The following is a 20,678-nucleotide window of genomic DNA, read 5'->3' as shown; positions in this document are numbered from 1 at the left end:
TAAAACGTTTTAAAATTATTGCCGACAAATATCGGAATAGACGAAAAAGGTTTGGACTTCGATTTAATTTAATAACGGGAATTTACAACTTTGAATTGACTAATTGAGGTTTGGAAAGAACTCTAATTACGCCACTATGCACTTATTGTTGGCCTATCCTCAACAATATCATACGCTTACGCCGCTGCTGCGCCCATTATTGCTCACACTATGCTAAACCTTACACCAGAGGCTTACGGATATTGGAACCTATTAAGCATAGTTGGAAGCGGCATCAGTGGGTTATTTGCACCTCGTCTTTTAAAATCGTTTTCTGCCAATAAAGTGATTTTCATTGCGCTAAGTTGCATCGTTATTTGTATTTTTATAATGTCTTTAATGCTTATTTTTAAGGCAAGTACACTTGGTTTTTTTACTACCTTTGCTTTATTGTACTTTTTTTGTGGACTATTATTTCCGGCAGCAACTTTTTATGCATCTGCTGCAATTGAAGATAAAGCCTCGGCATCTTCTATGATGAGTTTTATAAACATAGGTTCTGCTATGCTCTTTGTTATTATAATGGGATATTTACCAGGCAATCCACTAGAACAGCTTATATTAACTATCACGTTATTTTTAGCCATTTTGTTTGCCTCTGGCATACACTATCTTTATAAAAAAAGAAACCCATGAAAAGGTTAAAAATAAAAAAACTAAATCATGGTGGGTCGTGCAGGATTCGAACCTGCGACCAACTGGTTAAAAGCCAGCTGCTCTACCGACTGAGCTAACGACCCAACGAGAAGCCATTATAGCGTCTGAAATCCTCATTGCAAGGGCTTTTTAAAATAATTTTACTTTACTGGTTATTGAAAAATCTAAAGCATAAAAGCTCATATTATTTGATTTAAAAACTGTATAGGATGGTCTATTGTTTTTTGCTCAAAGCGCTTTATTTGACACCTACAAGAAAAGCCAGTTGCTAAAAAAACTTGAGCTTTTTTGTTTTGTAATTTTTTGTGCCAACTAGAATCGTAAATCTGCTTAGACATCTCAAAGTTATCTTTTTCGTGACCAAAGGTACCAGCCATTCCACAACAGCCCACTTTTTCAATCTCAAGGTTGACACCAAATGCTTTAAAAATCTTTTGCCAATGGATCATAGAAACAGCGGCTAGCGCACGTTCTGAACAATGCCCTAACAGCGACACAACTCCCTCCTTTGGTTTAATCGCACAAAGCTTATCTTCTAAATTAGGCAGTTTTTTCACCAGCCACTCTTGGATGAGCTCCACCTTAAATTGAACTTTATTTTTTAATACTACCTTATATTCATCTCGATAAACCAAAGTCATGCTTGGATCAATACCAATCAATGGGACATTAAATTTAGCAATTTCGTTGTAAAACATACAAACTCTGTGCGCTTTCTTTTTAAAATAATGTAAAAAACCCTTTATATGGGCAGCTTTACCATTTTCATAAAATGGCAATACATAAACATAAAAACCCAATTTTGTTAATAAATCATAAACAGCAAGCACAACGTTAGCATCGTAAAAGCTCGTAAATGCATCTTGAACAATGCAAATAATATTTGAAGCATCTTCTGCACACTGCTGCTTTAGGTGTGACAAACTAAATGTAGGTGCGTTACGCTTTTTTAACCCAGCTTTAAGAGTTTCTTTTGACAAGAATGGTAAATCAACCAATTTAAGGTTTCTCTCAACCCATGTTTTAATAAAAGGTAAGTGTTGCAAGCTATTTGAGATACCAGGCACAATACTTTGCCACCTTGTCATTCGTTCAACGTATTTAATAGCATAGTCTTTTAAGGGACGCTTATAACGCTTGTGATATTCAGCTAAAAACATCGGTTTCATATGAGGAATATCAACCTTGATCGGACAAGCTGTCGCACACGCTTTACAACTCAAACACTTATTTAAAGACTGATAAACCTCATAAGAAAAGTCATGTTGATTAGGTTTATCATTTCGCTTTTTATTGCTAATCGAAAACGGTTTTACCTGATAGCCTTTTTCAGCTAGCTGCTTTAACCATTCCCGAATCAGTGCTGTACGCCCTTTGGGTGAATAGACCCAGTTATGTGAAACCTTAGCAGACGGACACATCACTTGGTCTGGATGATAATTTAAACATGCCGCATTACCATTACATTCAAATGCTCCTGAAAACACCTTCTGTGTTTGAGTATCGACCTTAGCATCTTCTATTCCTCTAAAAGGACCATTAACTTTAACAAGCTCATCCTTGCTTTCATACGGCACCACAATTTTGCCAGGATTGAGTTTATTATAGGGATCAAATGCTCTTTTGATTTTTTGCAAAGAAATGTAAAGCTCCTCACCAAAGTAATCTTTTACATACTCACTTCTAAATCCTTTTCCATGTTCAGACCAGTATATACCCCCATATTTTTTAACCAGATCATTGACTTCTTTGGTAAGCGTCACCACCAATCTTTGATCTTTTGGATCATTCATATCTAATGCTGGACGCATATGTAAACAACCAACATCCACATGACCAAACATGCCATATCTTAAGTTATAACGATCTAACAATGCTCTTAGTTCTACAATGTAATCTGCTAAATTTTCAGGTGGCACGGCTGTATCTTCCATAAAGGGGATTGGTTTCTTACGACCTTTCATTGCTCCTAACAATCCAACGCCTTTTTTTCTAAGTTCCCATAAAGCTGTCATTTCCTCTTTGTCATAAGCTAAATAAAACAAACGATCCTTTTGCATAAAATAGGCTTTTGCTTGATCCAAAGCTTGCAATAATTCATCTTCACTGTGAGAAATGAATTCTACCAAATTAAGTGCACAGACATCATAATTTGTATGAGTTTCAAGCATATGACGAATCTGTGGATAGATTTCATCTTCTTTGGCCAACTTCAAAATATATTCATCAATCGTTTCAATAGCTGCTGGATTTAAGCTTAACAGACCTCTAGCATCACGCAATGCCTGATCAAAGTCACCATAACTAATCGCAAATAAAGCTTTGTGTTTTGGTATGTCCGTGAGTTTAAGCTTTAAACTTATGATAAATGCCAATGTCCCTTCGGCACCTGAAATAAGATAGTTTATGTTAATCTTTTGCTTATTCTGATCATAACACTTAGCAAGGTTATAACCTGTCATGAATCTATCGAGCTTTGGAAACTGTGCTTCTATTTTGTCGTATTTTGCTACGATTTCATCACTGATGGTTTGATACACGTCTGCTAAAAGTGACACATTTTTTTGTTTTTCTTCTATTATATTAGCGACACTCTCAAAAGAGATTTCTTCTAATGAAACCACCTCACCATCACTTAATACACATTGCAGTGATAGTAAATGTTCACTGGTACGTCCATAGACACGAGAACCTTTTCCACACGCATCGGTACTCGCCATACCACCAATTGTCGCACGGTTACTTGGCGACAAATTAGGTGCAAAAAAGACGTTATATAGTGTCAATGCCTCATTTAGCTGATCTAATACCACACCAGGTTCTACAACAACGTATTTTTCCGTAACATCAATCTCTAAGATGTTGTTCATATAGCGACTTGTGTCGATTATGACACCTGTTGTTAAAGACTGACCATTTGTACCAGTACCAGCACCTCGCGCACTAAACTTTATCTTTTGATAAGGTTCATTTACTGCTAATTGAAATATTAATGCAACATCACGATCATTTTTTGGGAAAAGCACCAGTTCTGGTACAACTTGATAAATACTGTTATCCACTGAGCTACTAATTCGTGTAGCATAATCGTTTTGCATATCGCCTTGAAAGCCTTTTTCTTTCAATGCAATCATAAAGCTTTCGTATACTGAGTAGTACTCATACAATTTATCCAATACAGGCAGCATCTAAAATATTTACTATTTGTCCTAAACTAGGATGCTAGTATTGAGCTATCCTTTTTAGCTTGTCAAGCTTCCACTAGATGAATATTCCGATTTGAGGTGTTTTCTGATCTTTTACAGAACTCATGCACTTGACGTTACCTAAACTTATTGTTGTAAATCCTGACTTTGTTGTGCCACACTACTACTTCCTTGTAATTCCTTTGTCTTTTTTTGTTCTTCGCGTTTTTGCTGATAATATTCCCTGACATTAATACCTTGCGCCCTCAACTCAGCTTTTTCCGCAATTTCATCTAAGCGCTGCTTTGCATACGAAATATGCTCTTCATTGAAATCTTGAACTGGCTGACCATATAAATTAAAACGCTGTTTATATTGAATCACAGAATGCTGATAACGAGTATCACCAACGTAGCGCCTGATCACATTCTTTAATATGTAAGGATCAACTGGAGCATAATGTTCATTATAATAAATAATTTCTATGTCTTCACTAATGCCAATCTTAAGCGGCTTTTTGCTCTTAGGGTCAAAACACTTTGGAAAACGTTGACACAACCATTTAAATAAGCGCTGCTCTTCTTTCAAACGCTCTTTTTCTACATTGATTTCAATAATGAGTTCTTCTTGTTGCTGCCCTTCTGGGATGTCTACAATAAGCTCTGTTTGTGGTTTTTGACCATATTGAGGCATCCTAAAAGGAGTTCTCACCTGATTGATCCGCTCTTGTCTTGTGTGACATTCAAATGTTTTTTGTTCTGACTTTGATTGCATTGCAGGACGCTGACTCTCTTTAGATACTTCTTGAGATTCATTACGTTTCGCTGCAGTTGCATGTGCCTTGCGCAACCGATCTGTTTTATCTTTTATGCTTTTGCCACCCACTAATGATTTTAATAATGAAAAATCATTTAGCTTATTTCTACCGTCAGACATTTAAAGGTTCCTAAATTTATTTACTCATTCACTCTGGCACAACTATATCAGCTATTTTTTTATGACTCCTAAACGGCTCACATGCCTATATATTGTGCGACCAGGCGGACATTATAGACACAATTCAACCAAAAATCAGCACCTATTACCTAAAATAGCGCTCAAATCCACACCTCTCGACAAATGTTTAAAAAAGGATTGACAACAAACTCAATCTTGATAATATTCCTCCCTGTTGTGGCTACGTAGCTCAGTTGGTTAGAGCACAGCATTCATAATGCTGGGGTCACTGGTTCAAGTCCAGTCGTAGCTACCAGTCTCAAAGCTGAATACACAGGCTTATTATTTTTAATTGCTATCGCATAAGAAAAATTAACAATCACTGGCTTTAGGAACAGTTAAAGTTTGCCCTGCAGCTAAGCGATTAGGATCGTTTATTTTATTTACTTTGGCTAAACATACAATACTGATATTGTTTTTGCACGCAATGCTATATAAGCTATCGCCAATCTCAACTTTATAGGTTACAGGTTGATTAATGCTGATTTTCTCATCGTTTTGTAGTTGAATCTCAGAATCCTGTTTTGCATTTGTCTGTACTTCTTCCACCCTTGCATTGCTATCTTCTATATCAGCCAAAGCAGCTTGATCACTTGCTATTTGCATTAAAGTCGTTTGAGAAGGTTCATGTTTTTTAAGCACAACCTCCGACATTTGTTGAGATGGTAACCTAGGTATATCTCTCTGCGCACAATCTGCTATGATAAATGTTCCTAATAACAACAGATACAGTTTCTTATTCATCCACCGCTCCAAAACCAACTCCAAACTAAGAAAACAAAACCATTTAAATACAAAACTTTCAGATTTTCAATAAATTTTTCGGATCCCTCTGTATAATGTAAGTTCGATATAAAAGAACGAAATTTAGCCATGAGATAAAAATGAGGTTGTAAATTTTGTTTCTAGAGGGTATCTCTAGAGATGTGATCAACAAACAACCTCGGAAATAATGTTAGAATTTACCTTTTGGCGTTAATTCCAGATAGCACTGGTTTGTACTCTCAAAGTGCCTTTAGCCCTTATTCTATATATCTTTAAAACGTTTTGCTTTTTAATAAAGTTGGTGAATATATATCTCCAAAATCCTTTTAATATCAAAGGATTATAGGCTTTACGGGAAAATAAAAAACATATTTCTCACTTTGCAATCATAGTATCGGTTTGCTTAAATAGATGACTATACATTTTACAAAACACCATGAGCATTATTCCAATAGGAATACCATGAAATAATATCACAACATACATCGGCGCCCACCACACGAAGAATGGTGCGACGATTAACATCCCAATACCAAAGCCTGTCATCTGCATCAAAGTTAATAAACTGAAAATGGGGAGTCGTACTTCATCAGATTCATTTTGTACACGTGATAGTAAGCTTACTTCAGATACCCCATCTCCCAAACCAGCCCACATCGCAAAAGGAATAAGCCACATTGTAGAACTTTGAGCAAACAGTAAAATGAAACCTGTCGACATTAAAAATACACCAAGCATGAAAAAACGCTCCATACTTAAGTTGTTTTTATTTTTGAGTAATCGGCTTATTAAGCGAGCTCCGCCAAATTTGCCAATTGCCCACAATGCTAGAATCAGCCCCACAGTGCTACTAATTGATTCTGGAGTAATGAGTTTTGATATAATTGGAAATCCCACGTTATGTGCCGCACTGCCTAATGTATCTGCCATAGTAATTAGCAATATAAAGGCAAGCATTTTATGTCCTCGTAGTGCTTTAAATAAATTTTGCCATTCTTTATTTGAAGAAGTTTTTTGTTTACTAGGATCACGTAAAATCTTAATCGGATAGATAATGATGCCAGCTAACAAATACGTAATGATATTCAGTGCAAAAACTGCATCATAACCACTTAGCGCTACAACTAAACCAGATACTAAACTACCCAAAACTGCAGATGTTGCTGAAATTGAAGACAACCATCCATTCACTGATACTCTTTTGGAATCCTGAATTAAATATGGAATTTGAGTATTAATCCCAATCGAAAACATCGAGTTTCCTAGACCGATGCCAAAGGCAATGATTGGTAAAATATATACTTGCATTGATTGTGGTATAACAAACAGACTTGCTAGCAATAACGCTCGCAACACATCAAACCAAATAAGCGACCACTTGCCAATGAAACGACGAAAAAACAGCGTTCCAATACTACTGGCAAAGATACCACCAGCTACACGCGCGGCTAAGAAAATGCTAATGTGCATAACACTGTTACTTAGAATATAAACATATGTCGACAATGCCACCATATTTAAAAATGCACCGAAATCTGACACCCCTCGGGCAAAGATGATTAGAAATGCATTTCGCGCAGAGCCATGCCATTGATTAACTACACCTGTCATGCCAATATCTCTTTAGTTTTGTGTAAAGTCACAAGCAACAAATCACGATAGGCGATTTGATTTGTATTTTTATTCTGTTTTACTTCACTGGCACTATGATAAAGCTTCTGATCATTGACTAAAAGAGTTTCCAAAAAAGCGCTCATTGGTTTACTAAACACTTCACTCTCTGGTCGATCTGATGCATAAAGCTTTGAAACCACATCAACTGTATTATGCGCATCAATAAAATGCATCCCAATAAAATCCATGCCATCTCGATGAATACCTGAAGTGGTTGGGCTAATACCTTCATCATCAGCTTGTACTCTAAACAAATGCGCATTCACTTCATAACGACTCTGCTCATCTAGATGAGATTTGAAAAAATCAAGATCTGTTGTAATTAATTGCTGCGTAATAGGATGATGGATAAAACTTTCCTCGGCATAAGTTAGTTTATTAGCACCTTGCTGATAGGGAATGTCATATGTCACTGAGGATTTATACTCACTATCACGATTAATTCTAAGATTATTTGATATCACGTCATACGTATAACGAAGTATACGTCGCCTCCTGTTCGTATAATCTTTGAAATTATCATCATGCACCAGTCTATCCCAATGTGCTTTGAAGCTACGCACGCTTTCATCATCACACGATATAAGATCTTTATAATTCTGTTGATGCACATAATGATTCTGTATAAAAAATAATTGCCCAGCTTCATTGCTCATGATACCGCCCCCACATTTAGTAGTGACTCTCTCAAAATATTTGGTGTAACTATATTTAAAAGTGTTGTGTAACTCTCTAACGCTTGAGATGCGTCACCAACCTTAGCCCAGCACTTTAGCAAATAATTTTCCTCAACCTCAGCGTTCACCATGTTGTAGCTTGGATAACAGTCATACTTAAGGATATTTTCTTGACTGTCAAGATAATCTAAATGATTAAATCCTTCAAAATAACCACTATATTCTGGGTAAATCACCATCATTGAATAATAGTCACTGCAGTTATCAGCCGTAACTTTCGCCTGATTCAATATTTGATGACTATAAACAGTATCGCCCAAAAGCATATCAATATAAAGTGCATAAGGATCAATGCCCGCAATATCATTAAACGCAGCATCAACATATAGCCCACCTAACCTTGGATTAACTTCAATCACTACCGGACCTTCCTTTGTTAAGCGAAACTCTAAATGTACTATATCATTCTTTAACCCAAGCGCTGTCAGGCATTGTGCAGCATAAGTTTTAATCTGCTGTTTCTCTTCGTCCGTATAGGAAAACGCTGGGCAAATAAGTAAGTTCTCCAAAATAGTACCTGACTTCTCAGTTAAAACGAGTTTTTCGTTAATGATTAATGGGTAGACTTCACCATTCCTAATAACACACTCCACTGTGCCTTCAGACCCAGTAATATACTTCTCCAGAAGTATGGTTTTATTTGGGTTATAGTGATCAATAATCTTGCCGTCTAAAATTAGATCGTGCGCTGCTGGATAAAAAGTTGCCATATTTGAGTCTTGATAAGTATCAGTAAACAACTGATAATGTTTAATAAGTTCTTCTTCGTTATCACATTTTTTGATATAAGAAGAACCTGCACCATACGGTGACTTAAATATCAGAGGGTAGCCAATCTCCTTTGCTTTATTAACCAATTGTTCTACATTGTGGCATAGCGTAAATTCAATTGATTTTATACCTGACTCTCTTAATCTCATCCGCATCAAAAACTTATTATTACATGCTTTAATTGCATCCACGGGTGAATAATTTAAACCAAGAATTTTACAGACTTCAGCAACAATGGCTCCAACTTCGGCAGCTTTTGATGTATGTCCTGCATGACAGAAAATAGCTTTTATTTGATATTTGCTACTTAAATTATCTACCAATTGCAAGATATCCTTTACGCTGATACTCTTTAGCAAAAACAGCTCATCGCAGTTTTGCGTTAAAGCAGGGATATTTTTCTGATTCTTTGTAGCAATTAAGCAATTTAATCCTTTTTCTTTTGCAGCTTGAAAATGCGGACTGCGATAGTTATAACTTGGAATTTTATTGTCATCAATATCAATAAATAATATGGCAGGTATTTGCATATTTATACTTCCTTAATACATGGTTAATTTAAAATTTGCAGGTTATTCGCAAACATCATCATTCCAATAACAGGCTTGATTTTGCCAATTAACAAATTTATAAAATCTTCTTCCTTGCTCATCACCCTCAAAACGTGGGAAATCTTCGATATTCTCGACTAATGGCACAGTAAACTTGCCCTTCTCATGTGGTAAAACATATTCTGGCATGGCAATATTTGATACACGCCGTTTTAGTTTACTCATAATCTGTATACCTTTAGCTACTGATGCTTTATAAATTGATGCCCCAGGTGAATATGGCATATAGTGATATAGATAATAAGGTTTAACACCAATTCGATAAAGCTGAATAAATAATTTATGCAGCGTTTGTTCATTATCATTAATACCTCGCAAGAAAGGCATATTAGAAAAAACAATTGGTACCACTTTTTGAATACGTTTCACCGCTTCAATAAAATCAACACTTAATTCATCTGGATGGCATACATGTACACCAAAAGAATTCACTTTATATTTTTCAAGCATTGCAATAAGTTGATCTGTTACTCTAAAAGGATTAAAACTGAGAGCTCGTGAATGCATGCGAATTAATAATGTATCATTCCAGCTGCGTAGCTGAGATAAATACTCTTCTAACTTGGCATCTGAAAGTGTTAGCGGATCACCACCGCTTAATATAACTTCCTCAATACTATCGTTATTCTTAATATATTCGAAGGATTCTTGAAATAAGTTGCGACTTGCAGTTGATTTATCTGTTTTAGGTTTAAGTGTACGTAAGGCTTCAAAACAAAACTGACAATATGCATTGCAGGTATTACTCATTCTTAGAATCACACGATTGTCATATTTATGTTGGCATATCGGTGTTTTCATTTCATTTGACAGCTCCCAGTTATCTGTTTGCTCATCGTATCCGCCATCAATTTCATTCTCCCAAAATGGAACCACCTGACGCCAAAGTGGGTTTTGTGTAATATCAGCGTTTTGCTCAGTCGTATTTAAAATCAAAGCTAAGTAATATGGTGTAATCTGCATTTTTCTATCTTGAAGATTTTGGATAACCTTATCCTGAATGTTTTGCTCCCAACTATTACCAAGAGATGCATATAAATCATCAGCATCTTTGATAGTGTTTCTCTGTTGCCAACGCCAATCAACCCAATCATCTTGATTTATATTAAATTTATTTAAAATATTTTTTTCTAAGTTATGCAAACTAGTTTCCATTAAAAGATCTCCTCTATATTTCCTATTATTTGGTGTCAGAATCATAATTCTGAATCATCTAAATACATAATGACATATTTTAATTATTATTGTTACATATTGTTTTTTGAAAAATCAAGATGCATCAGTAGCACACTGATATACAAACAAAACGACCGTTTGCTTGGCGGTTCAAAAATTTGCATATCTAAGCGTAAAGTCAGCAAGTAAAATCATTGTGAAATTCAACATCAATTTGTATTATCAGATTTATATTTATTTGCTAAGGAATTTAAAGATTTTGTGAAACATTATGAAATAATTATTTGGTGCCCGGAGCCGGAGTCGAACCGGCACGAGAGTTTAATTCTCGAGGGATTTTAAGTCCCTTGTGTCTACCTATTTCACCACCCGGGCGTATTTTGGAGGCTGAGACCGGAATCGAACCGGTGTCCAAGGCTTTGCAGGCCTCTGCATAACCACTTTGCTACCCAGCCGCTGGAGCGGGAAACGAGGTTTGAACTCGCGACCCCAACCTTGGCAAGGTTGTGCTCTACCACTGAGCTATTCCCGCAGAACAGGATCAAATTATAAGGGCTAAAGACCTAAAGTCAATTGCATTTTATCACTTTTTAGAGTTTTATTTTGACTCAATCACAGGCTTGCTGTCTATATTTTATTCATGCTCAAAATGCGGTCACATTTAGAAATTTCTTTAACAACAAAAAGCATCAATTTCTTTTTGTAATGCCAAGCATAATTGCCGTTTTTTAGCTTCCGTATAAGCCTTAAATTCACTTTTCCCCCAGACTACATTCGGCCAGCAAAAATCATCCTTGTTACGACCGATAACATGAACGTGCATTTGTGAGACCACATTGCCTATGATTGCAACGTTTACCTTATCGACATTTAACACTTCTTTTAAGAACTTAGACAACACATTAATAAGCTGATTGAGTCGCCTTTGCATGTTCTCATCAAGCTCATACCATTCAATCACATTCACTTTTGGAATAAGTAGCAACCATGGTAACAATGCATTATTAGACAACCTTAGCTCAATGTCACCGAGATCTACTACTAAACTTGAACTTATAGCCAGATTGTCATCCAATTTAAAGCCTTTCATACAAGTTTCTCACTTTATCCAAATCCGCTTGAGTGTCAACACCTGGAGGGGTACTAAATTTAGCAATTGCTATTGCAATCTTTTTCCCATGCCACAACACTCTTAGTTGCTCTAGAGATTCAACTTGCTCTAATGGACTTTTTGTCATCAAAGCATATTCTTTTAAAAATGCTGCCCGATAAGCATACAAGCCAATGTGTCGATAATGATCACCGATATTAACACGCCCTTGATCAAACACCCCACGTTGCCAAGGAATAGGTGCACGCGAAAAGTAAAGTGCATATCCTTGTTGATCAAATACGACTTTAACACAGTTTGGGTTATGAATTTCACTTCCTTCGATTATAGGCTCACACAAAGTCGCCATCGATGCTTGTTTATTTGTTACCAACAACTGAACAGCCTGAATGACGTTTTCCACAGGAATTAGTGGTTCATCTCCTTGAATATTGACAATGATATCATCATCAAGAATATTGAGTTTATAAGCTGCTTCTGCTAAACGATCAGTACCAGATTGGTGATCATGACGTGTCATACAAACATTGCCACCAAAAGTCTCAACAACTTTTTTTATTTCATCACTATCCGTAGCGACGATGACCTGTTCAAAACCACACATCAATGCTTTTTGGTAAACATGTTCAATAATGGGTTTGCCCGCAATTTCTAACAAAAGTTTATTTTGCAGACGAGTTGATTGTAACCGTGCTGGAATAATAATATGTCGTTTAACCATAGTGTTTGACTTCTTCTAGCGTTAATCTTTGCGCTTCTTCAACCAACATCCGTGGTACATCATCAATAATCGGATAAGCCAGCTTATCTGCCTTACAAATAAGCCTTTTGTTTTCCTTATCATATACCAAAGGTGCCTGGCATTCAGGGCAAACTAAAATACTTAATAGCTTTGTATCCATCACTATGCCTTAATTACAAATACAAAATCATCGTCTTGCTCAAATTGCTCTACGATAACATAATCATTGATCTTACACCAAGTTGGAATATCATGTTTTACGCCTGGATCAGTACAAATGATTTTTAAATGCTCTCCTAAACACATCTTTTTCAAAACGTTTTGGGTTTTAATTACCGGCATTGGACACAAAAGGTTGCGTAAATTAAGCTCAAGATCAATTTTCATTACACATACCACTCTTGTTTGACTTCTTCAACACTAAAAGGTTTAACCGATTGTTCATGCACAACACCATTTGGGTAATTAAAGCGTAAAGTCACTTGTTCTGCATCTTTGCCTTGTGAGAAACGCGCAATAATTCTTGCAACAAAGATTTCATCTACTTCAGGAAACTGACCATCTATTAAAGTTAAAGGTCCACCATGGCTTTCAACCGTTATACTTGGAAATTGACGCTTATAACCATTTAAAAATTTATTCTCCCCTTCTTCACGGCCAATGATGAGTTTGAACTCTGGTTTCGGTCGAATATGACGCCCTATTTTTAATAACATAATGTCATCAAAATCGTAATCACGATTACCATTTCGCCCTTTCCATAAATCTACAAGCTTATCTGAGTATTGTTTATCAGTTAAGAAACAACACCCACCTGCTGGGGTAGCATAATTTGTAAAGCCATATGCTTTTGCTAATTCAAACTGTGGAGTGCGATTGCGTCCATGAAAATCAAATAATTTATTACGATCCACCCAGCCTTCACGCTCAGGCTTAGTTTCAGGCAAGTTTTTGGCACATAATGGTCGAAGCAGCAAATCATCAACACCTGATTGTTTCTGAATAACCGGCATAGTATTTTTTCGTTGTGACATCGGACGCTGTCCAACCACCTCTCCTGTAATAATAAAATCAAAACCGTTTTCAAATGCCCATTCTTTGGCTTTTTTAACCATAAAAATCTTACAATCCAAGCATGGATTCATATTGGCGCCATAGCCATATTTTGGATTCAAAAGTACATCTTTATATTCTTCTATAACGTCAATAATATGCAGTTTGACTCCAAGTTGCTCAGCAACCCATAAAGCATTGTTACGCTTTTGCTTGGATTGATCTTTTTTGCGAATAGCATGTGTATGACCCTCAACACAGAATCCTGTAAAAAAGTTGATCCCTTCGACATGAATCCCTTGCTCAAGAATGATCTTGGTCGAAAGCATTGAATCCAAACCACCAGAAATAAGTGAAACCGCTTTATATTGTTTTTTATTTTCTTGAATAGAAGTATTTTGCAAAGACATAAAAACTACAGTGCGTTGGTACCATGTTTAAATTTGGCACATTGTACGCATTATCGATGATTTTTTCACCACTTAAATGTCATTTTACCTTTATTTATTTTTAACAAGACATCCCAACTTTTGTATTTCGACGAATATCACAAGTTAAGCAATCATTAAAAAATCGACTTTACAATGACATTCTGATTGCGCTCAGGTCCTGTTGAAATAATATCCACTGGCACATCTAAAAACTCTTCAATAAAGCTGACATAATCATGTGCAGCTTTCGGTAATTTTTCATATTCCGTTTGATTAAATGTCTCTTGTGACCAGCCTATGAAAGTTTTGTAAACTGGCTTACAGCGCATATAATCAGCATTATCGTAGGGTGGATAATGAACCTCTTTGCCATCCAACTCATATGCCACGCATACTTTAAGCTCTTTCAAACCATCTAAAACATCTAGCTTGGTCAAACAAATAGAGGTAATACTATTGATTTCAATAGCACGTCTTAATGCCACCAAATCCAACCAACCAGTTCGACGCTTTCTACCTGTTACCGTCCCAAATTCACACCCTTTTTTACCCAAATGTTCACCAATTTCGTCAAATAACTCAGTTGGATAAGCACCACTACCGACACGTGTTGTATACACCTTGGTTATACCTACAACTGCATCAATATAACAAGGACCAAATCCAGCACCTGAAGCAACCGTACCTGAAATCGTATTGGATGAAGTCACAAATGGATAAGTGCCATGATCAATATCTAAAAGCGTGCCTTGCGCCCCTTCAAAAATAATTTTGCCCTTATTCTTACGGATATCATTTAACTTAGCAGAAACATCACATACCATAGGTAAAATGGTTTTCGCATGATTTAATAATTTTAGATAAGTTTCTTCAAGATCAAATTGAAGATGTGAACGATAATAGTTTTTCAACGTAAAATTATGAAGATCCAATAACACCTTGAGTTTCGCTTTAAGCTTTTCAGGATGAGCCAGATCTCCAATTCGAATCGCACGCCTTGCAATTTTATCTTCATACGCAGGACCAATACCACGCTTAGTTGTACCGATTTTTTGGTCTCCCAACGCTTCTTCTCTGACCTCATCAATTGCTACATGTATCGGTAACACAACAGGGCAAGCCTCACTAAGACTTAAACGTTCAAATACAGGAACTCCACGCTCCAAAAGCTCATTCATTTCAATTGAAAGTGCATCTAACGAAACAACAACACCATTACCAATAAAGCTTTGTACTCCCTCATGTAAAATCCCCGATGGGATTAAACGCAACTTAGTGACTTCACCTTTAATCACCAAAGTGTGTCCCGCATTATGCCCACCTTGAAAACGTACCACGGCATCTGCTTTATCTGTTAAAAAATCAACAACTTTACCTTTGCCTTCATCTCCCCACTGACTACCCAAGATAACAATGTTATGATTCACTGAAATTCCTCACGTTGATAATTACAGTAGCATGTTAAAGATTTTTAGTGACCTTGACAAACAAAATGCAAATTTTTCACCTTCAAGTAAAATTTCGCTGAGAATTTTGAGGATTTTATGACAAACTCTTAATGCATAATGCTATTGGCAATAACAGTCACCCATTGCATAAAATTTTGTTTAATTCGCTCAAGTGCTTCGGTTGTATCCGCTTCAAAACGTAGCACCAAACATGGCGTTGTATTGGATGCACGCACCAAACCCCAGCCATCGTTAAATTCAACACGTATGCCATCGATTGTAATCACTTTTTCATCTTTAAATTTTGTCGTTGCCTCTCTTAAAAGCACATCTACTACTTTAAACTTATGTATCTCTGGAACTTCAATGTTAATCTCAGGAGTGCTGATACTCTCAGGAATAGTAGCAAAAATCTGATCAAGTGTTTTGATGTTACTAGCTAAGATATTTAACAACCTTACCCCAGTATACAAGCCATCATCAAAACCAAACCAACGATCATTAAAGAATATATGACCGCTCATTTCTCCTGCAAGCTCTGCATTTGTTTCTTTCATTCTCTTTTTAATTAAAGCGTGTCCTGTTTGAGACATCACTGCTTTACCACCTAGCTTCTCAACAAAATTTGCTACGTTCTTACTGCATTTTACGTCAAATAAAATTGTAGCATTTGGGTGACGTTTTAACACGTCTTCGGCATACAACATAAGCTGGCGATCAGAAAAAATATTCTGACCATTTGGTGTAATTACACCCAAACGATCACCATCGCCATCAAATGCAAGACCGACATCTGCTTGATGTTCTTTAACTGCATAAATTAAATCCATTAGATTTTGCGGCTTACTTGGATCTGGATGATGATTAGGGAACGTCCCATCTACCTCACAAAAAAGTGTTATCACTTTGCAACCTAATGCCGTGAATAATTTCGGTGCAATCTTACCTGTAATTCCATTACCCGCATCGATAACGATTTTTAGTGGTCTTTGTAACTTCTCTTGATTAACAATGTAATCGATATAAGCTTCTTCAATATCAAGCCATTGATAAATACCTTTTTGCGGTATTTTACTGATTTCATCTTGGAAAATAATATCTTTTAAGGCTTGAATGTCATCCTGAGCCAATGTATTACCTGCAATCATCATCTTAAGCCCATTGTAATTTGCTGGATTATGACTCCCTGTTAGCATAATTCCCGTACCACTTCCTTTAGTCTTGGCTGCAAAATAAAGCACAGGAGTTGGTACTGCACCAATGTCAACAACGTCACACCCGCCTATTTGCAAGCCTTCTGCCAATGCCTTTAACAATATAGGTCCAGATAGACGCCCATCACGTGCAATAAAGACTTCTTTTTCATTCTGAGCTAAAGCTTGCTTAGCAAAAGCCAAACCAATATTAAATACAACATTTTCATTGAGATCTTCAGGATAAGTTCCACGAATATCATACGCGCGAAAAATATGCTCAGACATCAATAGTCTTTCTTTAAACATTCTTTATCCTCAATTTTCATATTTTTATAATAAATAACTTAAGTCAATATGATCAAACGCATCAATAACATGATCATAATGATATGACAAGGTCATTACTTTAAAATTTTCAGCTAAATCTGTGCCTAAAGTTAGTTGGTTTAATTGTTGTGTAAGCGCTAATGCTTCTACTTGCTTAAGTCTTTTAATTTCAGATTGATAACAAGACAAAATTCCTGCACTACTTAGAAAAGCACCTTGTGTTGAAAACCCATCAAGCTCAAACCCCAATCTTTGTGCAGCTTCGGCTAGTGCTGTAAAATCAACATGTGCAGTAATATCTTGAACACCAACATAAATAAGTGGATTATCATGCACGTGATGTTTGTAATAACACTGCAAGGTACCGATTGTCCTGGCTTCGTTATAATAAAGTGGTCTCTGATAACCATAGTCACAAATAAATACCACACCTTGCTTCAAAACAGATTGCACCGATGCCAACCACGGTTCGATCCAAAGGTTAATTTCAGACTGATAAATGATATCATTGAGCGCATAGTTGGTTAGTGGTAATGCTTGTAATGCTTTAGCCAAGTGCTCATCAATCTGGATATTTTCACACCACGCAAATTGATTGTTTTCATATGTCACCATCATTTGCATATAGCAATGGTTATTAAAACGAAATAATTCTACTGGCATTGCATCCAACACCTCATTGGCAAACACGATTGCCGAGAGTTTCTCTTTTGGTAGTGCTGACAACCAAAAGATATGCTGATAATATTCACCCAATTGCTGTAATAGCCGTTGTTGCTGAATTTTTAAAGTTGGACTAGGTTCAATAATATAATACGATTTTGGTAGCGCATTGAGCTTATGCAATTTATCTAAACAATCTAACGCAAACTGACCAGTACCAGCACCAAATTCTATAATAACGGTTTCATCACCCAGAGTTTTAAGGATATCTGCAAACTGAAGGGCAAAAGTTTGACCAAAAAGCCTTGACGTCATAGGAGCTGTAATAAAATCCCCCTTTTCACCTAACTTCTCTTTATTTGCTGTATAATAACCCAAACCAGGTGCATATAATGCCTGTTGCATAAACTGCTTAAAACTAATTTGACCGTCATTATGTTCTATCAAATTGGTGATATAAGCCGAAAGCCCATTGACGCGTTGTTGCTCTTCATGTGTTAAAGCAGGTAAGGTAATTTTGGTTTTGTGCATAGCTACTTATTTTTACGATCAAGCTTATCAAGCAACCCTTTGGGAAAGAAGAAGCGTTTCATTTTAACGTTCTGTCTTAACGCATTGACGATTTCTGGTGATAGCTCTTTAGACTTACCCATACTTAAATAACGCGGTAGTATGACATCTCCATAACGAACACGGGTTAAACGGCTTATTTGTACACCAACTGCTTCAAACATACGACGCACCTCACGGTTTCTACCTTCAGATAGCGTAACGTGATACCATTTATTAATCCCTTCACCACCAACAAAACGAATACTACTAAATTGTGCTAAACCATCCTCCAGTTCGATACCTTGTTTAAGTTTATCAAGCGTTTCATCTGCCACATCCCCAAAAATGCGCACAGCATATTCACGCTCAATTTGATATGATGGGTGCATTAGCCGATTAGCAAGTTCACCATCTGTTGTAAAAAGCAATAACCCTGTTGTATTAATATCTAATCTACCAATCATGATCCAACGCCCAATTTTTAGTCGTGGCAAGGCATCAAATACTGTTTTACGACCTTCGGGATCATTTTTAGTACAAATCTCTCCATCTGGCTTGTTATAGATAATGACACGTGGTCGAGACAAAATCACTGCTTGGTTTTTAAATGGTTTACCATCAACAATAATCTTATCATCCATTGAAGCACGATCACCAATTTGGGCTATTTTACCATTAACTATAACGCGACCTTGAAGAATTTTTTCTTCCATTTTGCGTCTAGAACCAAGACCTGCTTGCGCTAAAATTTTTTGTAACTTATCTTTATTTTCTTTTTTATCGCGCATGGCTATTCTTTCTACCTTTTAGAATCACTGCTTAAAATTACTGTGGGAACTTTACCCCATTTTCACTCATTCGCCAAGCGAAGTGTTGATAGACACCTTTTTTTCCTTGCTCAATTAACCGTTCAATTTCTTTCTGGGAAATCTCAAAATCTGTTCCCACCACGTCTAACGTATCGACAAAAATTACACGATTCCAGTTATCTGGCTCTAAATGACGCTTTAATGAACCTGCCGAATAAAATTTCATAAACTCGCGTGTAAAGTCAAATATATGGCCTATTTTATGATAGGACTTAGGTGCCGTACGCATTGAACGTAGAGGATCTTCGCCAGGATCCAAACGAAAGCCCAACGTTTCTAAGTTTAAAACACTACGATCGTTATCTTTTGCTTTTGAATGTGGTAAAATATTCAACAAGTTGTAAATGTACTTATGATGATCAAATAACTCAATTGGGCAGTTCCATACCAAACCACCATCAACAAGTATATTTTCTTCTTTTCCTTCTTTTCTCCTGACGGCCTTAAATAACATCGGAATGCAAGTAGAAATTCTCAGTGCTTCAACAATTTGCATATCTGGCGTTGTTTCTGCACTGTATATTTCGGCACATGATTTTGTAAGATTAGTGCCAATAATATATAAATCATTGCCAGTTAAAGTTTTGAGCGTTTTAAAACTTAAAAATCCATGTGGTAACTTTTGCTGTATCAATTTAGCCATATGGTTGATAAAAAAATCTCCTTTATACCAGCCAAAGTCGGTTAAAAGCCTTGTAGAATTACTGATAAAATTACGACTTGCATCCATAAAAAGAGTGTAATCAAGGTGGCTTACAATTTCCTCAATTTCTTTTGCATTAAACCCTACTGCTAAGAAAATAGCATAAATTGCGCCAGCAGAGGTGCCCGCGAAACGACGAACGTTTTTAAGCACACCCAAAGATTCCAATGCCGTAATGGCACCACTATAAGCAATGCCACGTACACCTGCTCCTTCAAAAATTAAATTACGAAATGCATGAATATTAAGCTCATCAATAGTTTGCTTTAGAAAATAATCCACTCGCTTTCTTGCTTGGTGCATCGGAAAAGGCGAAATACTTTCAAGCGGTTTAATCTTAGCACGATAAAAAATCTTATAGAAGTTATCAATCTTCTTACGCTTTGTAACTGTATACTTCACCGAGCGTAACAGCATTGTTTTGACACGCACTTTTGAATTTCCCATTTCAAAGGTCGGCAAGCTCATAAGTGCCTGATAATAAGCCCGTATTACCCACATTTTTGGTAACATTAAACTATTATTACCCTGAGCCTTAACTTGTGCTTTATTGAGTCTAAAAAAACGATAGAATATGGAAAATGGCCACCGCAAATACCATGGTAAGTTTGTTAATTCTTCATAAGGAATTGGATTAATTAACAATTGCTTATGGATAAGCTTGGGGTATTTTTCACATAACAACAAACTAATTAATGCACCATAACCATAGGCAATGATCGTGATGTTATTAAGGTTAAAATATTCAATAATGCTCTGTGCGTCCAATACACTTTGCACCATTGAACACTCGATTATGCCCTTAGGCTGCCCACTTTGACCATGGCCATATAAGTCATAAGCAACAATAGAGTTCTTTCCAAACCGTATTTAATCTAGCAAAATAGCTATTTAAAAATTAAAGGTGGATATGATCAATGAGATGGGAAACGATAAACAAGTTAGCAGCAGATGAGTTTCGTCGTTTAACAG

The 20,678-nt window shown here is 36.4% G+C and carries 18 protein-coding genes, 5 tRNA genes and 1 pseudogene; 3 read left to right on the top strand and 21 right to left on the bottom strand.

Annotated elements, in window-relative coordinates; translation table 11 throughout:
* Both M1V25_RS09430 and M1V25_RS09425 read left to right on the top strand, forming a co-directional pair.
* Positions 1 to 107 (top strand): annotated as a pseudogene (locus tag M1V25_RS09430) (IS5/IS1182 family transposase); the annotation flags it as partial.
* Positions 108 to 369: 262 nt separating this feature from the next.
* Positions 370 to 675 (top strand): hypothetical protein, encoded by a 306-nt coding sequence (locus tag M1V25_RS09425; protein ID WP_498843117.1) that lies wholly within the window; start codon positions 370 to 372, stop codon positions 673 to 675.
* Between the two features lie 28 nt (positions 676 to 703).
* On the opposite strand, the gene M1V25_RS09420 is transcribed toward M1V25_RS09425, so the two are convergent.
* The 3 genes from M1V25_RS09420 to M1V25_RS09410 all read right to left on the bottom strand — a co-directional run bounded on the left by M1V25_RS09420 (position 704) and on the right by M1V25_RS09410 (position 4,817).
* Positions 704 to 779: transfer RNA gene (locus tag M1V25_RS09420), tRNA-Lys, on the bottom strand.
* A gap of 96 nt (positions 780 to 875) precedes the next feature.
* A complete protein-coding gene (locus M1V25_RS09415; protein WP_498843116.1) occupies positions 876 to 3,884 on the bottom strand; it encodes an FAD-binding and (Fe-S)-binding domain-containing protein in 3,009 nt (1,002 codons plus the stop codon).
* A gap of 144 nt (positions 3,885 to 4,028) precedes the next feature.
* Positions 4,029 to 4,817: a ProQ/FINO family protein gene (locus tag M1V25_RS09410; protein WP_498843115.1), complete on the bottom strand. Its 789-nt coding sequence runs from the start codon at positions 4,815 to 4,817 to the stop codon at positions 4,029 to 4,031.
* A 239-nt stretch (positions 4,818 to 5,056) separates the two neighbouring features.
* Between M1V25_RS09410 and M1V25_RS09405 the strand changes: the two genes are divergently transcribed.
* Positions 5,057 to 5,133 (top strand) — tRNA-Met (locus M1V25_RS09405).
* 56 nt (positions 5,134 to 5,189) lie between these two features.
* Here the strand turns inward: M1V25_RS09405 and M1V25_RS09400 are convergent.
* From M1V25_RS09400 to M1V25_RS09315, 18 genes are all read right to left on the bottom strand, one after another.
* Positions 5,190 to 5,621: a LysM peptidoglycan-binding domain-containing protein gene (locus M1V25_RS09400; RefSeq protein WP_498843114.1), complete on the bottom strand. Its 432-nt coding sequence runs from the start codon at positions 5,619 to 5,621 to the stop codon at positions 5,190 to 5,192.
* Between the two features lie 396 nt (positions 5,622 to 6,017).
* Positions 6,018 to 7,253, bottom strand: coding sequence for an MFS transporter (locus tag M1V25_RS09395; RefSeq protein WP_498843113.1), 1,236 nt, complete (start codon positions 7,251 to 7,253; stop codon positions 6,018 to 6,020).
* The gene (locus tag M1V25_RS09390; RefSeq protein ID WP_498843112.1) at positions 7,250 to 7,972 is read right to left on the bottom strand and encodes a 2OG-Fe dioxygenase family protein; all 723 of its coding nucleotides are present in this window, start codon (positions 7,970 to 7,972) and stop codon (positions 7,250 to 7,252) included. Before M1V25_RS09390 ends, M1V25_RS09395 begins: the two co-directional genes overlap by 4 nt.
* Complete coding sequence (locus M1V25_RS09385; protein WP_498843111.1) at positions 7,969 to 9,354, bottom strand: ATP-grasp domain-containing protein; 1,386 nt, start codon at positions 9,352 to 9,354, stop codon at positions 7,969 to 7,971. The genes M1V25_RS09390 and M1V25_RS09385 overlap by 4 nt, the downstream gene beginning before the upstream one ends.
* A 42-nt stretch (positions 9,355 to 9,396) precedes the next feature.
* Complete coding sequence (locus M1V25_RS09380; RefSeq protein ID WP_498843110.1) at positions 9,397 to 10,590, bottom strand: KamA family radical SAM protein; 1,194 nt, start codon at positions 10,588 to 10,590, stop codon at positions 9,397 to 9,399.
* 306 nt (positions 10,591 to 10,896) lie between these two features.
* A tRNA-Leu gene (locus M1V25_RS09375) sits at positions 10,897 to 10,986 on the bottom strand.
* A gap of 6 nt (positions 10,987 to 10,992) precedes the next feature.
* Positions 10,993 to 11,066, bottom strand: a tRNA-Cys gene (locus M1V25_RS09370).
* Between the two features lie 2 nt (positions 11,067 to 11,068).
* Positions 11,069 to 11,143: transfer RNA gene (locus M1V25_RS09365), tRNA-Gly, on the bottom strand.
* A gap of 141 nt (positions 11,144 to 11,284) precedes the next feature.
* Positions 11,285 to 11,701, bottom strand: coding sequence for an HIT family protein (locus tag M1V25_RS09360; RefSeq protein ID WP_498843109.1), 417 nt, complete (start codon positions 11,699 to 11,701; stop codon positions 11,285 to 11,287).
* Positions 11,688 to 12,443, bottom strand: a complete 756-nt coding sequence (kdsB, locus tag M1V25_RS09355) for a 3-deoxy-manno-octulosonate cytidylyltransferase (RefSeq protein ID WP_498843108.1) — start codon at positions 12,441 to 12,443, stop codon at positions 11,688 to 11,690. The genes M1V25_RS09360 and kdsB overlap by 14 nt, the downstream gene beginning before the upstream one ends.
* Positions 12,436 to 12,624 carry a Trm112 family protein gene (locus tag M1V25_RS09350; protein WP_498843107.1) on the bottom strand — a complete coding sequence of 63 codons (189 nt, stop codon included), beginning with the start codon at positions 12,622 to 12,624 and terminating at the stop codon, positions 12,436 to 12,438. The genes kdsB and M1V25_RS09350 overlap by 8 nt, the downstream gene beginning before the upstream one ends.
* Positions 12,625 to 12,626: 2 nt before the next feature.
* Positions 12,627 to 12,851: a sulfurtransferase TusA family protein gene (locus M1V25_RS09345; protein ID WP_116963864.1), complete on the bottom strand. Its 225-nt coding sequence runs from the start codon at positions 12,849 to 12,851 to the stop codon at positions 12,627 to 12,629.
* Positions 12,851 to 13,927, bottom strand: coding sequence for a tRNA (5-methylaminomethyl-2-thiouridylate)-methyltransferase (locus M1V25_RS09340; protein ID WP_498843106.1), 1,077 nt, complete (start codon positions 13,925 to 13,927; stop codon positions 12,851 to 12,853). Before M1V25_RS09340 ends, M1V25_RS09345 begins: the two co-directional genes overlap by 1 nt.
* Before the next feature lie 155 nt (positions 13,928 to 14,082).
* Positions 14,083 to 15,375: an adenylosuccinate synthase gene (locus M1V25_RS09335; RefSeq protein WP_498843105.1), complete on the bottom strand. Its 1,293-nt coding sequence runs from the start codon at positions 15,373 to 15,375 to the stop codon at positions 14,083 to 14,085.
* 128 nt (positions 15,376 to 15,503) lie between these two features.
* Complete coding sequence (locus tag M1V25_RS09330) at positions 15,504 to 16,898, bottom strand: phosphomannomutase/phosphoglucomutase (protein ID WP_498843104.1); 1,395 nt, start codon at positions 16,896 to 16,898, stop codon at positions 15,504 to 15,506.
* Between the two features lie 24 nt (positions 16,899 to 16,922).
* Positions 16,923 to 18,113: a class I SAM-dependent methyltransferase gene (locus tag M1V25_RS09325; RefSeq protein WP_116963860.1), complete on the bottom strand. Its 1,191-nt coding sequence runs from the start codon at positions 18,111 to 18,113 to the stop codon at positions 16,923 to 16,925.
* Between the two features lie 2 nt (positions 18,114 to 18,115).
* Positions 18,116 to 18,922, bottom strand: a complete 807-nt coding sequence (gene rluB / locus M1V25_RS09320; RefSeq protein WP_116963859.1) for a 23S rRNA pseudouridine(2605) synthase RluB — start codon at positions 18,920 to 18,922, stop codon at positions 18,116 to 18,118.
* Between the two features lie 37 nt (positions 18,923 to 18,959).
* Complete coding sequence (locus tag M1V25_RS09315) at positions 18,960 to 20,555, bottom strand: alpha/beta fold hydrolase (protein ID WP_498843118.1); 1,596 nt, start codon at positions 20,553 to 20,555, stop codon at positions 18,960 to 18,962.
* Positions 20,556 to 20,678 lie beyond the last annotated feature (123 nt).

The organism is Candidatus Nebulibacter yamunensis (genome assembly GCF_024208055.1).
GTDB lineage: Bacteria > Pseudomonadota > Gammaproteobacteria > Francisellales > Francisellaceae > Caedibacter > Caedibacter lacustris.
The sequence above is the reverse complement of the archived record's forward strand: the minus strand, read 5'-3'. Positions and strand labels throughout refer to the sequence as shown.

Bases quoted from the DNA above. Each gene is read 5' to 3' on its own strand.
- M1V25_RS09425 (WP_498843117.1), top strand. From the start codon at position 370: ATGTCTTTAATGCTTATTTTTAAGGCAAGTACACTTGGTTTTTTTACT.
- M1V25_RS09415 (WP_498843116.1), bottom strand. From the start codon at position 3,884: ATGCTGCCTGTATTGGATAAATTGTATGAGTACTACTCAGTATACGAA.
- M1V25_RS09410 (WP_498843115.1), bottom strand. From the start codon at position 4,817: ATGTCTGACGGTAGAAATAAGCTAAATGATTTTTCATTATTAAAATCA.
- M1V25_RS09400 (WP_498843114.1), bottom strand. From the start codon at position 5,621: ATGAATAAGAAACTGTATCTGTTGTTATTAGGAACATTTATCATAGCA.
- M1V25_RS09395 (WP_498843113.1), bottom strand. From the start codon at position 7,253: ATGACAGGTGTAGTTAATCAATGGCATGGCTCTGCGCGAAATGCATTT.
- M1V25_RS09390 (WP_498843112.1), bottom strand. From the start codon at position 7,972: ATGAGCAATGAAGCTGGGCAATTATTTTTTATACAGAATCATTATGTG.
- M1V25_RS09385 (WP_498843111.1), bottom strand. From the start codon at position 9,354: ATGCAAATACCTGCCATATTATTTATTGATATTGATGACAATAAAATT.
- M1V25_RS09380 (WP_498843110.1), bottom strand. From the start codon at position 10,590: ATGGAAACTAGTTTGCATAACTTAGAAAAAAATATTTTAAATAAATTT.
- M1V25_RS09360 (WP_498843109.1), bottom strand. From the start codon at position 11,701: ATGAAAGGCTTTAAATTGGATGACAATCTGGCTATAAGTTCAAGTTTA.
- kdsB (WP_498843108.1), bottom strand. From the start codon at position 12,443: ATGGTTAAACGACATATTATTATTCCAGCACGGTTACAATCAACTCGT.
- M1V25_RS09350 (WP_498843107.1), bottom strand. From the start codon at position 12,624: ATGGATACAAAGCTATTAAGTATTTTAGTTTGCCCTGAATGCCAGGCA.
- M1V25_RS09345 (WP_116963864.1), bottom strand. From the start codon at position 12,851: ATGAAAATTGATCTTGAGCTTAATTTACGCAACCTTTTGTGTCCAATG.
- M1V25_RS09340 (WP_498843106.1), bottom strand. From the start codon at position 13,927: ATGTCTTTGCAAAATACTTCTATTCAAGAAAATAAAAAACAATATAAA.
- M1V25_RS09330 (WP_498843104.1), bottom strand. From the start codon at position 16,898: ATGTTTAAAGAAAGACTATTGATGTCTGAGCATATTTTTCGCGCGTAT.
- M1V25_RS09325 (WP_116963860.1), bottom strand. From the start codon at position 18,113: ATGCACAAAACCAAAATTACCTTACCTGCTTTAACACATGAAGAGCAA.
- rluB (WP_116963859.1), bottom strand. From the start codon at position 18,922: ATGCGCGATAAAAAAGAAAATAAAGATAAGTTACAAAAAATTTTAGCG.